This window comes from Halorubrum sp. SD626R, from assembly GCF_001261915.1.
Taxonomy (GTDB): Archaea; Halobacteriota; Halobacteria; order Halobacteriales; family Haloferacaceae; genus Halorubrum.
Map to the genome: position 1 here is coordinate 1 of NZ_CVRT01000025.1, position 12,744 is coordinate 12,744.

At 70.6% G+C, this 12,744-nt stretch carries 12 protein-coding genes; 7 read left to right on the forward strand and 5 right to left on the reverse strand.

The window, feature by feature from the left end; translation table 11 throughout:
* Both SD626R_RS01490 and SD626R_RS16215 read left to right on the forward strand, forming a co-directional pair.
* A partial coding sequence (locus SD626R_RS01490) for an ABC transporter permease (RefSeq protein ID WP_092562512.1) occupies positions 1-728 on the forward strand: 728 nt, incomplete at its 5' end.
* Between the two features lie 89 nt (positions 729-817).
* Positions 818-967, forward strand: a complete 150-nt coding sequence (locus tag SD626R_RS16215; RefSeq protein ID WP_137782740.1) for a DUF7560 family zinc ribbon protein — start codon at positions 818-820, stop codon at positions 965-967.
* A gap of 28 nt (positions 968-995) precedes the next feature.
* Here SD626R_RS16215 and SD626R_RS01495 read toward each other — a convergent pair whose 3' ends face one another.
* The 3 genes from SD626R_RS01495 to SD626R_RS01500 form a co-directional block, all read right to left on the reverse strand.
* Positions 996-1,451, reverse strand: a complete 456-nt coding sequence (locus SD626R_RS01495) for a pyridoxamine 5'-phosphate oxidase family protein (protein WP_092562515.1) — start codon at positions 1,449-1,451, stop codon at positions 996-998.
* Between the two features lie 105 nt (positions 1,452-1,556).
* On the reverse strand, positions 1,557-1,712 hold the full coding sequence (locus SD626R_RS16630; RefSeq protein WP_176697243.1) for a DUF7560 family zinc ribbon protein: 156 nt from the start codon (positions 1,710-1,712) through the stop codon (positions 1,557-1,559).
* Positions 1,713-1,808: 96 nt separating this feature from the next.
* Positions 1,809-2,444 (reverse strand): helix-turn-helix domain-containing protein, encoded by a 636-nt coding sequence (locus tag SD626R_RS01500; RefSeq protein ID WP_092562518.1) that lies wholly within the window; start codon positions 2,442-2,444, stop codon positions 1,809-1,811.
* Between the two features lie 193 nt (positions 2,445-2,637).
* Between SD626R_RS01500 and SD626R_RS01505 the strand changes: the two genes are divergently transcribed.
* The 4 genes from SD626R_RS01505 (at position 2,638) to SD626R_RS01520 (ending at position 8,305) form a co-directional block, all read left to right on the forward strand.
* The gene (locus SD626R_RS01505; RefSeq protein ID WP_092562521.1) at positions 2,638-3,027 is read left to right on the forward strand and encodes a winged helix-turn-helix domain-containing protein; all 390 of its coding nucleotides are present in this window, start codon (positions 2,638-2,640) and stop codon (positions 3,025-3,027) included.
* Positions 3,028-3,098: 71 nt separating this feature from the next.
* Positions 3,099-4,979, forward strand: coding sequence for a PAS domain-containing sensor histidine kinase (locus SD626R_RS01510; protein ID WP_092562524.1), 1,881 nt, complete (start codon positions 3,099-3,101; stop codon positions 4,977-4,979).
* Between the two features lie 109 nt (positions 4,980-5,088).
* Positions 5,089-7,251: an acetate--CoA ligase family protein gene (locus SD626R_RS01515; RefSeq protein WP_092562527.1), complete on the forward strand. Its 2,163-nt coding sequence runs from the start codon at positions 5,089-5,091 to the stop codon at positions 7,249-7,251.
* On the forward strand, positions 7,244-8,305 hold the full coding sequence (locus SD626R_RS01520; RefSeq protein WP_092562530.1) for a phosphotransacetylase family protein: 1,062 nt from the start codon (positions 7,244-7,246) through the stop codon (positions 8,303-8,305). Before SD626R_RS01515 ends, SD626R_RS01520 begins: the two co-directional genes overlap by 8 nt.
* Before the next feature lie 108 nt (positions 8,306-8,413).
* Here the strand turns inward: SD626R_RS01520 and SD626R_RS01525 are convergent, their stop codons facing one another.
* Entirely contained in the window at positions 8,414-10,207 is a 1,794-nt protein-coding gene (locus SD626R_RS01525; protein WP_092562533.1) for a PAS domain S-box protein, read from the reverse strand.
* A gap of 312 nt (positions 10,208-10,519) precedes the next feature.
* Here SD626R_RS01525 and SD626R_RS01530 point away from each other — a divergent pair, with 312 nt between their 5' ends.
* A complete protein-coding gene (locus SD626R_RS01530) occupies positions 10,520-11,638 on the forward strand; it encodes a cell division protein CdpA domain-containing protein (protein ID WP_092562535.1) in 1,119 nt (372 codons plus the stop codon).
* 33 nt (positions 11,639-11,671) lie between these two features.
* Here the strand turns inward: SD626R_RS01530 and SD626R_RS01535 are convergent.
* On the reverse strand, positions 11,672-12,744 hold a 1,073-nt coding region (locus SD626R_RS01535; RefSeq protein WP_092562538.1), incomplete at its 5' end, for a DUF373 family protein.

The following is a 12,744-nucleotide window of genomic DNA, read 5'->3' on the forward strand; positions in this document are numbered from 1 at the left end:
AGGCGACCGCGGCGGCGCGGTCGTTCCTCCGCCGGCGGACGGCGGTGTTCTTCACCTTCTTCTTCCCGGTGATCCTCGTGGTGATCTTCGGCGCCCTGGTCCGAACCCAGCCGACCGGCGGCGGGCTGTTCGCGGAGCCGGCCGGCTACTACATCCCCGGCTACCTCGCGGTCGTCGTCCTCTTTACCCCCCTCTCGCGGGTCGGCTCGGAGATCGCCCGCCACCGGGACGGCGGTCGGTTCGAGAAGCTGGCGACGACCCCCCTCTCGCGGGCGGAGTGGCTCCTCGCGCACACCCTCGTCAACGTCGGGATCATCGGCGCGGCGAGCCTACTGATCTTCGGGCTCGTGCTCGCGGTGACCGACGCCGAGCCGGTCGTCTCGCCCGCGCTCGCCGTCCTCCCCGTCTTCGTCGGCGTCGGCGTCGCGCTGTTCTGCGGGCTCGGTGCGGTGCTCGGCGCGCTCACGGACTCGCAGGACGGCGTGATCGCCGCGAGCAACACGGTCGCGCTCCCCCTGTTGTTCCTCTCCGAGACGTTCGTCTCGCCCGACCTGCTGCCGGCGTGGTTCCGGCCGGCCGTCGCCGCCTCGCCGCTGACGTACTTCGCGCGCGGGACGCGGGCGGTCGTCCACGAGCCCGGTGTGTGGGTCGGCGACCTCACCGTCCTCTCCGTCCTCGCGGTCGGGTTTCTCGCGCTCGGCGCGTACGCGGTCCCGCGGACCGACTGAGCCCGGAGACCCGCCGGGCGGGCCGCCGTCGCCGAAGCCGGTCATTTATATCGCCCGGTGCCGTCCCGGAGAGACGAGAGAGGTCCAGTTTGACGACCGTTCACTTCACCTGCTCCGACTGCGCGCAGACCATCGAGGTCAACGAGGAGATGCGGGAGACGATCCTCGCGGCCGGCTGTCCGGTCTGTACGACCGGCGCCAGCGAGGAGGATTTCTCGGACGATCCCGACGACGAGTGAGGTCGCGGCGGCGGCCGGCCGCGACCGCCTACTCCTCGTCGCGGTCGACGACGATCCGCCTGCCGGTGAGCCGTTCGGGGACGAACCGGTAGAGGTCGATGTCGAGGTCGGACTTCCCGTCGGCCCAGATCTCGAAGAGCGGGCGGCGGGTCTCCCCGTACTGCGCGATCGTCTCGGGCGTGAGCTCGTCGAGGTCGACGCGCCGGAGCGTGCCGACGCCGACGACGCTCCCGTACTCGTCGCCCTCCTCCTCGTACACGACGATCCGCGCCTTCGGGTCCGAGGCGAGGAACTCGCGCTTCTCGCTGTCGGGCGTCGACACCAGCCGGAGGAACGCGTCGCGAGACTCCTCGTCGAATCCGTAGGAGATCGGGATCGCGTACGGCGTCTTGTCGCGCGCGAGCGAGAGCACGCCGGTCTCGTGGCGCGAGAGGAACGCGTCGACCTCCGCGTCGGTCATCTCGACCTCGCTGTTCGTCGCCATACGCGAAGGTCGGCGTACGCCGGGATAAAGGGCACGAGACGAATCGGCCGCGAGAGGGGGCGAGCGCGACCGACGGAAGCGCGACCGACGATGGCGGCGGGGACCTTACGCGGTCTGCGGGTCGGCGATGTCGCCCTCGGTGACGGGCTCGCCGCAGACGACGCAGCCCACGTCGAGCAGGGTCGCCCGCATGGCGTCGTCCACCTCGATCGACCGACGACACTCCGGGCAGACGAAGGTGTGGGTCCGTGGAGTCGTCATGGATACGCGTACGACACTGACACTCATGAAGGATGGATCGGATTCCTGTGGTTTCGGAATCCGGTCAACCGGCGGCGCGGGGCGCCCCGTGGCCGCTCAGTCGAGCAGCGTCGAGAGCAGCTTCCGCTGTGCGGCCGCGATGTGTTCCGAGAACGTCGAGCGGTCGATGCCGAGCGACTCGGCCATCTCGCCGGCGTTGGCCCCCTTCGGGTGGTCGAAGTAGCCGGCGTCGTAGGCGGCCGTGAGCACCTCGCGCTGGCGCTCGGTGAGGTCGCTCCGGTCCACGGTGACGAGGTCCGACTCCTCCGGCGTCGACGACGACTGGAGGAGGCGCAACACCTCCATGTCCGGGCTCGACTCCCGGAACGCGTCGAGGACCGACCGGAGCGTCGGGAGGTCGGTCGCGTGGAACGTGACGAGGAGCCGCCCGTCCCGGACGGTCGTCTCCGACACGGGGAGCCCGTGGCGGTCGAGCACCGCGAACGGCGACGCCTCGTCGGGGTCGGTCTCGAACCGGTAGGCGGCCTTGGCGCCGTAGTTGAAGACGACGTCGACGCCCTCGGGCACCGACAGGTCGGCGTCGGCGATGAACTCGAAGACGACCGCCCCCACGGCCCCGTCCGGGGCGCTTCGCGCGACGCTGTAGATCGGCGTCGAGCCGTCGGCGACCCCGTCGAACGGCGACGGCGTCCCCGCCGGGAGCGAGACCTCCGCCCTGATTCCGGATCCCATCTGCGTCCGTCCGTGACCGCCCCCGGGCAAAACGTTGACGCCGCGGCGCCGTCCGCGGTCGCGTCGGCGGGCCGACGCCCGCCGCGGCAGGGGGCTAGAGGCGGCCGAAAGCGACCGGACTCGGCGGGCGATTATAAAACACCCCTCATATGCAGGGGCGGTGTTGGGGTGGGTGGAGCGGATACGTACATCCATGAAGCGACAGGCCTCGTACGCGACCGGACCGACGACGGCGACCGAGGGGGACGAGACGCTGGACGCCACCTTCGACGTCCTCGCGGACCCGGACTGTCGAGCGATCCTCGGCGCCGCCGACGCGCCGATGACGACCAGCGAACTGGCCGACGCGTGCGACATCGCGCTCTCGACGGCCTACCGGAAGGTGGAGCGCCTGAGCGAGACGCCGCTTCTGGTCGAGGGCGTCCGCTTCGACCCCGAGGGCGACCACGCCGCCGAGTACACCCGCGGCGCCACCGACGCGGCGATCGAACTCGGGGAGGACGGCGTCACGCTGACCGTCGAGGACGGGGGCGTCGACTCGCTCACCGCGGCCGTCGAGACGACCGGGGTCTCGGCCGACTGAGCCCGGTCCGATTTTTCGTCTGCGATAATCGGGGGGGCAGCCTTATCAATCGCTCAACGAACCGGTTCCGTATGCGCGACGGGCCGGACCCCGAGACCCTCCTGAACCTCGCCCAAGACAAGGTCGTGGTCCTCGACGAGGAGGGGGTGTACCGGCACCTGAACGCGGCCACCGCCGACGTGATCGGGTTCGACCCGGAGGAGCTCGTCGGGACGGACGCGTTCGACCTCGTCCACCCCGAGGACGAGGCGCGGCTCCGGGAGACGTTCGCGGCGATCGTCGCCGGCGAGGCCGAGCCGGACGAACCGTTCGAGTACCGCTACGAGACCGACGACGGCGAGTGGGTGTGGCTCCGGACGCGGGTGCACGCGCCCGACTCGACCGGGGTCGACGGCTACGTGTTGACCTCCCGCGACGTGACCCGGGAGGTGGAGTCGCGGCGTCGGTTGGAGACGATCGCCTCGGTGTCGCCGGACGTGTTCTGGATGTTCACCCCGGACTGGTCAGAGCTCCTGTTCATCAACGACGCCGTCGAGCAGGTGTTCGACGTCTCCCCGGAGCGGCTGGAACGCGAGCCGCGGGTCTTCCTCGATGCGATCCATCCCGAGGACCGACCGTACGTCGAGCGAGCGATGCAGCGGCTCTCCGGGGGCGAGTCGACGCTGATCGACTACCGGCTCGGGACGCCCGACGGGGCCACTCGGTGGGTTCGGGTGCCCGGCGAGCCGGTCGTCGAGGGCGGCGAAGTCGTCGCCGTCACCGGCTTCGCGCGCGACGTCACCGACGAGTACCGCCGCGACCGCCAGCTCGCCGTGATGGACAACCTGCTCCGGCACACGATCCGGAACGACATGAACATCGTCGACGGCACCGCGGAGCGGATCGTCGACCGGGTCGCGGACGCGGACGCGTTCGACTCGAAGGAACGGGAGGAGGCCGAGCCAGGAGAGGAAGCCGAGGCGGAGGAGGGAGCAGGGGTGAGAGAGGAATCCGAGGCGGAGGAGGGAGCCGAGACGGGAGAATCAGACGGGCCGCCGTCGCCGGCGGCCGACCCGGACGAGCTGGCCGAGCTCGGCGCGGACGTCGCCGAGCACGCCGAGACGATCCGGCGCATCGCTGCCGACCTCCTGGCGACCGCCGAGAAGCAGCGCGGCGTCATCGACCTGCTCCGCCAGCGCGGGTCGCCGCGGTCGGTGGAGATCGCCCCCGTCGTCGAGGAGGCGATCGACATGGTCGTCGACGACTGCGAGGGCCGCTGCGAGGTCGAGGTCAGCTACCGCGAATCGACCCCCGACAGGGCTACCGCCGACGGACCGCGCGACTTCGAGTCGACCGCCGGCGGACCGCGGGGCCCCGACTCGGACGACGGCGGCGAGGACCTCGCGAGCGTCTCCGTCTCGTACCCGCGGGACGTGCAGGCGTTCACGCACCCGGAGCTGGACTACGCGATCGCCGAGCTCGTCGAGAACGCCATCGAACACGCGGAGTCGGCGCCGCGCGTCCGGATCGACGTGACGGAGGCGGACGAGAGCGTCGAGATCGCGATCCGGGACAACTGCCCGCCGATCCCGACGGAGGAGCGGTACGTCATCACCGACCGGTGGGAGATGGACGACCTGCGTCACACCGGCGGGATGGGCCTGTGGCTCGTCTACTGGGTCGCGAACCGGTCGGGCGGCGACCTCTCCTTCGACACCCACGCTGATGGAAACGTCGTCACGCTGTCCGTCCCGAGCACCGGGCGGGAGCCGGGGGCTGGGTCGACCGCGTCGAGGCTCCCCGACCGACCGCGGACGGCGGTGGACCGCGCGAACCCCGGAACGGACGGCGAGGGGCGCGGGGAGGCCGCCCCGGAGACGGGAGACTGGGCCGAGACCGACGGAGGACGCGGAAGCGAGAGCGACGGAACCGGGCGACGCGCCGATGACCCGAACGACTCTCGGCCGAGTTGAGTGGCCCGCCGCCGAACCGAGCGGCGCCCGATCGGTCGCTCGTTATTGACTCGGCTAGCGAACGCGCTCCCACGGATCTTAAGCCGGCGGTTCGCGTAGCCCCACGTTGATGGGTACGCTCAACGAGCTGTTCGACCCGGATCGGGTCGCCGTCGTCGGCGCGACCGCGCGCGAGGGGGCCGTCGGGCGCGCGGTCACGTCGAACCTGCTCGACGACTTCGACGGCGACACCGTTCCCGTCAACCCGAACTACGACGAGGTGCTCGGGACGCCCTGCGTCGACGAGGTGGCCGACGCCGACGCCGACGCGGCCGTGGTCGTCGTGCCGCCCTCGATCGTGTTGGACGCGATCGAGGCGTGCGGCGAGGCGGGCGTCCGGAACGTCGTCGTCATCACCGCCGGGTTCGGCGAGACGGGGGAGGACGGGGCGGCGCGAGAGCGGCGCCTCGCCGAGATAGCCGACGAGCACGACCTCGACCTCGTCGGCCCCAACAGCCTGGGGATCATGTCGACGCCCTCGGGCATGAACGCGACGTTCGGTCCCGAGAACGCCCTCCCGGGCGGGCTCTCCTTCATGAGCCAGTCCGGCGCGTTCGTCACCGCGGTCCTCGACTGGGCCAACGACAACGGGATCGGGTTCAAGGACGTCGTCTCGCTCGGCAACAAGGCCGTCCTCGACGAGACGGACTTCGTCGACCACTGGGGCGACGACGGGGAGACCGACGTGATCATCGGCTACTTAGAGGGGATCGAGGACGGCCGCGAGTTCATCGAGACCGCCCGCGAGACGACCGAGGACACCCCGATCGTCGCCGTGAAGTCCGGTCGGACGAGCGCGGGCGCGCAGGCCGCCTCCTCGCACACCGGGACGCTCGCCGGCTCCGACAAGGCGTACGAGGCCGGGCTCGATCAGGCCGGCGTCATCCGCGCGGAGTCGGTCGACGAGCTGTTCGACTCGGCCGGGATCTTGGGCAGCCAGCCGCTGCCCGACACCGACAGCGTCGCCATCGTCACCAACGCCGGCGGCCCGGGCGTGATGGCGACCGACGCCGTCGGCGACGCGGACCTCGACATGGCGTCGTTCACGCGAGAGACGAGCGACGCGCTCGCCGAGTCGATGCCGGCGGAGGCGAACATCCACAACCCGGTCGACGTGATCGGCGACGCCGACGTGGAGCGGTTCCGCGAGGCGCTGGAGATCACCGTCGCCGACGACAACGTCGGGGCCGCCCTCGTGCTGGCCGCCCCCACGGCTACGATCGACTTCGCGGACCTCGCGGACGCCATCGAGGCGGTCAGCGAGGAGATGGACGCGCCCGTCGCCGCCTGCCTGATGGGCGGCGACCGGACGCGCGGGCCGAAACAGCAGCTCCAGGCGAAGGGGATCCCCTGCTACTTCGACCCCGCCCGCGGGATCGAGAGCCTCGCGACGCTCGCGGAGTACCGCGACATCAGGGAGCGCGAGTACGCGCCCCCGATGTCGTTCGACGTCGACCGCGAGCGCGCCCGCGAAATCTTGGGGACGGTCCGCGACCGCGACGACAACCGGCTCGGCGTCGAGGCGATGGAGCTGCTCGACGCGTACGGGATCCCCACGCCCGACGGCGAGATCGTCGACACGCCCGAGCGCGCGAGCGAGGTCGCAGCCGGGATCGAAGGCGACGTGGTGATGAAGATCGTGTCGCCGGACATCCTTCATAAGAGCGACATCGGCGGCGTCGCCGTCGGCGTCGCGGACGACGACGTGGCCGACACCTACGAGGACCTCATCACCCGCGCGCGCAACTACCAGCCGGACGCGACCGTCCTCGGCGTACAGGTGCAGGAAATGGTCGACCTCGACGACGGCGTCGAGACCATCGTCGGCATGAACCGGGACCCGCAGTTCGGCCCGCTGCTGATGTTCGGGCTGGGCGGCATCTTCGTGGAGGTGATGGAGGACACCACCTTCCGCGTCGCGCCCGTCTCCGAGCCCGAGGCCCGCGAGATGACCGAGGAGATCCAGTCGGCGCCCCTGCTGCGCGGCGCCCGCGGCCGCGACCCGGTCGACGTTGACGCCGTGATCGAGACGATCGGTCGGCTCTCGCAGCTGGTCACCGACTTCCCGGCCATCCTCGAACTCGACATCAACCCGCTCGTCGCACTGCCCGCCGCCGACGGGGGCACGAACGCCGCCGCCGTCGACGTGCGACTCACCGTCGACCCGGAGGCGCTCGACCCGGTCGACGCCGACCCCGAAGCCACCGACTCGGAGGGACCCACCAATGACTGACACACCCACCACACTCGTCACCGCGACCGGAGAAGGCGCCGGAAAGACAGCGATCACCGTCGCGCTCGCGCGGCTCGCGGCCGACCGCGACCGCAGCGTCGGCTACATGAAGCCGAAGGGGACGCGGCTCCAGTCGAACGTCGGGAAGACGCTCGACCAGGACCCCATGCTCGCCCGCGAGGTGCTCGGCCTCGACTCCGAGATGCATCAGATGGAGCCCGTCGTCTACTCGCCGACGTTCGTCGAGGGCGCGATCCGCGGCACCGAGGACGCCGACGCGCTCCGCGACCGGATCCGCGAGGAGTACGAGGAGCTCGCGGCCGACCGCGACCGGATGTTCGTCGAGGGCGGCGGCAGCTGGACCACCGGCGGGGTCGTCGACCTGACCGACGTCGACGTCGCGGAGCTGCTCGACGCGCGGGTCGTCCTCGTCGCCGGCTACTCGTCGCCGAACGACCTCGACGACGTGCTCGCGGCCGCCGACGCCTTCGGCGACCGCCTCGCCGGCGTCGTGTTCAACAAGGTGTCCGACGACGCGTTCGACTCGCTCGGCCAGGACGGGATCCCGTTCCTCGAGTCGCGCGGGATCACCGTCTTCGGCGCGATCCCCCACGAGAAGGAGCTCGCGGGCGTCACCGTCGGGGAGCTCGCCGACGAGCTGGGCGCCGAGCTGCTCACCGACGCCCCGACTGACGGCTTCGTCGAGCGCTTCCTCGTCGGCGCGATGGGCGGCGACGAGGCGCTGCGGTACTTCAGACGCGCCCGCGACGCGGCCGTCATCACCGGCGGCGATCGCGCGGACGTCCAGACCGCGGCGCTCGACGCCTCCGGCGTCGCGTGCCTCGTCCTCACCGGCGGCCACCGGCCCTCCGGCGCGGTGCTCGGGAAGGCCGCGGACGCCGGCAAGCCCGTCCTCGCCGTGAACACGGACACCGTCACCGCGATCGACCGCGCCGAGGGGATCGTCCGGAGCGGGCGGACCCGGGACGCGCGCACCGTGGACCGCATGGCGGAGCTGCTCGACGCGCACGTCGACGTCGACGGGCTCCTCTGAGCGACGCGTGACGAGGCCGGCCCCCGCGGCCGGTCGCCGACCCGTCCGCTCCGCGGAGCGACGGGGGCCCGGGCGCCCGTCTGAGCGCTCGCAAGGAAGGCGGCGGATCTATGCGGCGAGCTTGACCCCGGTGATCTCGAACCGCGCTCCGCCCGACGCGCTTTCGGTGACCGTCACATCCCACCCGTGCGCGTTCGCGATTTCACTGACGATCGCCAGACCGAACCCGGTGTTGTCCGGCACCGTCGAGTACGCTGACTTGAACACCTCTTCCCGGTCGTCCGCCCCGATTCCGGGACCATCGTCCGCGACGTAGAACCCGTCCGCGAGACGCCCGACCTCGACCGTCACGTCGGGGCCGACGTGGTCGATCGCGTTTCGAATGAGGTTTTCGAGGAGTTGTTTCAGCCGGCTCCGATCGGCCATCACGGTCTGATCGGTGTCGATTGTCAGCGTCGCGTCGCCGGTTTCGACGCTCGCCCAGCACTGCTCGGCCGCGTCTTCGAGAGAGACGGGTTCAGTCTCGGCGGCGAGTGCACCCTCTCGCGCCAACGACAACAGGTCGTCGACCAGCGCTTGACATCGTTCGAGCGCGCTCTCGGCCTTGACGAGTTGGTCGCTGTCGTACTCGGTTTGAGCCAGTTCGAGCCGCCCTTCGACCACGTTCAGCGGGTTCCGGAGGTCGTGACTGACGACGCTCGCAAACTCTTCGAGGCGCTCGTTCTGTCGCTGTAGCTCTTCCTCGCGTTCGCGCCGCTCGGTGATGTCCTGTGCGATATGCAGCCCGGCGACGACGTCGCCGTCCTCACGAACCGGTGCCGTTCGTATCTCGAAGACGCGACCCTCGTAGGGCACCTCGACGCGTTCGGACCGCCCGGCCAGCGTCGCTTCGTGAATCGCTTCGATCGTCTCGACGAGCTCCGCGGGGAACCGTTCGACTTCGGAGACGCTTCGGCCCACGATATCGTCGGGATCGGTGTCGAGCGGTTCGAATCCGCTTCCGGAGACGACCCGATACCGAAAGTCGCTGTCGACGTAGAAGACGCCGCCGTCCGGGAAGTTCTCCGCGAGCGTTCGGTACCGGGACTCGCTCTCCGCGAGCTCCTGTTCGCGCCGTTTCCGTTCGGTGATGTCGGTGATGAACCCCTCTAAGGCGTCCAGTTCGCCGTCGTCGGTGTACACGCCCCGTCCGCGCTCCCACATCCACTTCGTCGTGCCGTCACGCGTGATAATGCGGTAGGTGACTTCGAAAGTGCCGTCCGCGGCGAGACTCGTTTGGACGGTCTCCCACATTTCCTCCCTGTCGTCCGGGTGGAGAATGTCATCGCCCCAGAGCAAGTCGTCGCTCTCGATCGCGTCGGCGCTGTAGCCGGTGAGGTCCTCGACTTCGCCCCTGACGGTTTCCATCGGCCACTCGGGTTCGTTCCCACATCGGTAAACCATCCCCGGGAGGTTGCTGATGAGCGTCTCTAATCGCCGCGTCCGCTCGGTTGCGATACGCCGTGATCGGTGCGCAGCGACGGCGTTCAGAATCCGGTTGGCGAGCAGCGCGTACTGATCGGCGTTCCCCGTCTTCTGAAGGTAGTCGGTGACGCCGGCCGAGATCGCGTCGCTGGCGACCTCCTCGCTTCCCTTGCCGGTGTAGAGAACGAACGGGAGGTCGGCGTGATCCTCGCGGACGGTCTCGAGGAACTCGATCCCGTTCTGGCCGGGCATATCGTAGTCGGAGATCACGCAGTCGAACTCCTCGTCGGCGAGCCGCTCCGATCCCGCGGTTCCGCTCGTTACGATTTCGACATCGAACCGGTCGTCTTCGCGTTCGAGAAAGGTAGCAGCCATCTCCGCGAACTCCGGCTCGTCGTCCACGTACAGGACCCGGATCGATTCGGAGATGACGTCCATCTATGCCACCGACTACCGAACGATTATATTCGGAGGGGATAAATTCGGCGGCGATATCCGCGTACCCCGTCCGTAGTCGCCGATGCCCCTCCCTCCCCCGTCTATTCGGCAGTTCCGTATCGGTTCGGTCTCGACTCTCGACGGGTCGCTCCGTATCACAGATGGATTCATCAGCGGCCGCCGCCGCACGCCTCTCATCCGGTCGCGCCGCCTTCGCGCCCGCCCGTTCGCGTCGCCTTCGCGCCCGCCCCGTCCCCCGGCGCGGGCGAACGTCTGACATACTGTTTTCAGGGAGGACGACGTAGGTCGCGTATGACCAGTCTCTCGGAGGCGTACGGCGGACGGGGGGGCTCCGAGGTCGACCCGCGCCGGCTGTACCTCGGCGTGGGCTCGTTCGTCGCCGGAACCCTGCTGCTCGTCGCCGGGCTCTTCGTGGCCGCGGAGGTCGTGCTCCCGAGCGGCTACGGCTCGGCCGAGGCGCGGCGGCTCGGCGGCGTGCTCGGCGGCGTGGGCGTCCCGATGGTGTTGCTCGGCGTGATGACCGTCCTTCCGGCGGATCGAAGCACGCGCGTCGCCGCGGTCGTCGGGGCGGGCGTGATGTGTCTCGGCGTCGCGCTGTTCGCGTACGCCTACCCGTACCACTGGGTCAGCGGGCCGCGCCCGGAGCTGACCGACCTCACGCTGCCGACCGCGGGGCTGTACTTCGTCGGCGCCGCGACGACGCTGTGGAGCGCCTTCATCGGCGTCGCCAACTTCAAGACGCGGAACGACCCCGGCGGCACCGTCACGATGGAGGTGACCCACAAGGGCGAGACGAAGGTCATCGAGGTCGGCCGCGAGCAGGTCGAGGGGATGGGCGGCGTCGGGCTCCTCGGCGGGACCCCCGACGGCGACGTGGAGACGCAGACGAACCGGCCGGACCGCGCCCAGGGGGCCGACGGGCCGACCGGCGACGGATCGCGGTCCGGGAGCCGACCGTCGGTCGGTGAGGGGTCGCCGGCCGGCGGCGGATCGGCGACCCGAAACGGGCCGACGACCGGTGTGGGGGCGGCAAACGGCACGCGGCCGACGAGCGGCTCGGGAGGCGGTCTCGGCGCGGGGCTCTCGGACTCCGCCTCCGGCGGCCCAAGCGGCGGCTCCGCCGGCGTGAGCGACGGCGGCGAGGCCGGCACGGACATCCGGTCGCCGCTCGACGACGCGAGGTCGGCGGGGCCGAACGGACCCGCGGGGCCGGGGGAAGACGGGCGAAGCGGGGCCGATATCTCCCCCGGCGTCGACGCCGCCGCCCGCGACGGTCCCGGCGACACCTACTGCGGGAACTGCACGCACTTCGACTACGTCCGGACCGACCAGGGGATGCAGCCGTACTGCGGGCGGCACGACGAGCTGATGGACGACATGGACGCCTGCGAGGAGTGGACGCCGCGGTAGCGCTCCGGAACGCCTTCTAAACAGGTACGCCGCCTACCCGCTCTTTCGCTCGCCGACGCCGGTCGCCGACGGGAGCTGCGACTCCGCGACGGCGAACGCGAGCGTGCTCAACACGGCCATGAGCGTCCCGGCCGCGAGCGCCATCGCGAGGTCCGGGAGCCCGAGCGACGTGACGCCCGGCGCGTCCGGCAGGAAGAAGCCGGAGACGGCGTACAGCACGACGGCGATAGAGAGCACGTAGAAGGGGGCGTTGAGATACCGCCACCGGAAGCGTCCGCCGAGGTACTCGTCGGTGATCTGTCCGAGGCTGGAGGTGACCCCGGCGACCGCGAGCCACTGGACGAAGCCGTGGACGAACGCCGCGAGGGTCACGCCGGCCGTGACCGACCCGCCGCGGACCGCGCCGACGGCCTCGACCGTCTCCGTCCCCTGGACGCCGCCGACGACGATCAGCGCGAGCGCGACGACGTAGGTGACGAGCGTCACCCGCCCCGTGTAGAGGACGTTCCGCACGGTCGAGGCCGCGCCGTCGACGGTCTCCTCCAGCCCGAGGCCGCGGAACAGCGAGTAGAGCCCGACGAGCCCGGAGAGGATCCCGAGGACGGCCGCGCCCGCGACGTCGAAGAGGTTCGCGACGACGACCAGGGGGTAGATGAGCAGGAGGACGCCGAGCGGAACCAGGATCGTCCCGCGGGTCTCCGGGTCCGCCAGCACCTGCTTGATCGTGTAGTAGAGCGACTCCAGGTCCTGCGCCTGCCGGACGACGACGCGGCGCATCCCGTCGATCGGCATCCGCGACCGGATCACCGGGAGGACGGACTCGTCCTGTGCGCCGTCGGTGATCACGACCGCGGAGACCTCCTCGCCGGTCGACAGCTCGGCGAGGACGCGGTCGACCTCCTTGCCGACCGCGCGGTTCGCCTTCACGTCGGCGCCGTCCACACCGGTGACGGCGGCGACTTCGACCGCCTCGCCGCCGGCCGCCAGCTCGTCGTGGACGTTCACGCCCTGGAAGAGGACGTTCACGTCCGAGTCCTCCGGGTCGGCCGTCGCGAGCGCGACGGCGGCCTCGGTGACGTCGTCGGCGCCGATCACCGGGGTCGGGA

Bases quoted from the DNA above. Each gene is read 5' to 3' on its own strand.
- SD626R_RS01500 (WP_092562518.1), bottom strand. From the start codon at position 2,444: ATGGGATCCGGAATCAGGGCGGAGGTCTCGCTCCCGGCGGGGACGCCG.
- SD626R_RS01520 (WP_092562530.1), top strand. From the start codon at position 7,244: ATGACTGACACACCCACCACACTCGTCACCGCGACCGGAGAAGGCGCC.
- SD626R_RS01525 (WP_092562533.1), bottom strand. From the start codon at position 10,207: ATGGACGTCATCTCCGAATCGATCCGGGTCCTGTACGTGGACGACGAG.
- SD626R_RS01510 (WP_092562524.1), top strand. From the start codon at position 3,099: ATGCGCGACGGGCCGGACCCCGAGACCCTCCTGAACCTCGCCCAAGAC.
- SD626R_RS01515 (WP_092562527.1), top strand. From the start codon at position 5,089: ATGGGTACGCTCAACGAGCTGTTCGACCCGGATCGGGTCGCCGTCGTC.
- SD626R_RS16630 (WP_176697243.1), bottom strand. From the start codon at position 1,712: ATGACGACTCCACGGACCCACACCTTCGTCTGCCCGGAGTGTCGTCGG.
- SD626R_RS01530 (WP_092562535.1), top strand. From the start codon at position 10,520: ATGACCAGTCTCTCGGAGGCGTACGGCGGACGGGGGGGCTCCGAGGTC.
- SD626R_RS01505 (WP_092562521.1), top strand. From the start codon at position 2,638: ATGAAGCGACAGGCCTCGTACGCGACCGGACCGACGACGGCGACCGAG.
- SD626R_RS01495 (WP_092562515.1), bottom strand. From the start codon at position 1,451: ATGGCGACGAACAGCGAGGTCGAGATGACCGACGCGGAGGTCGACGCG.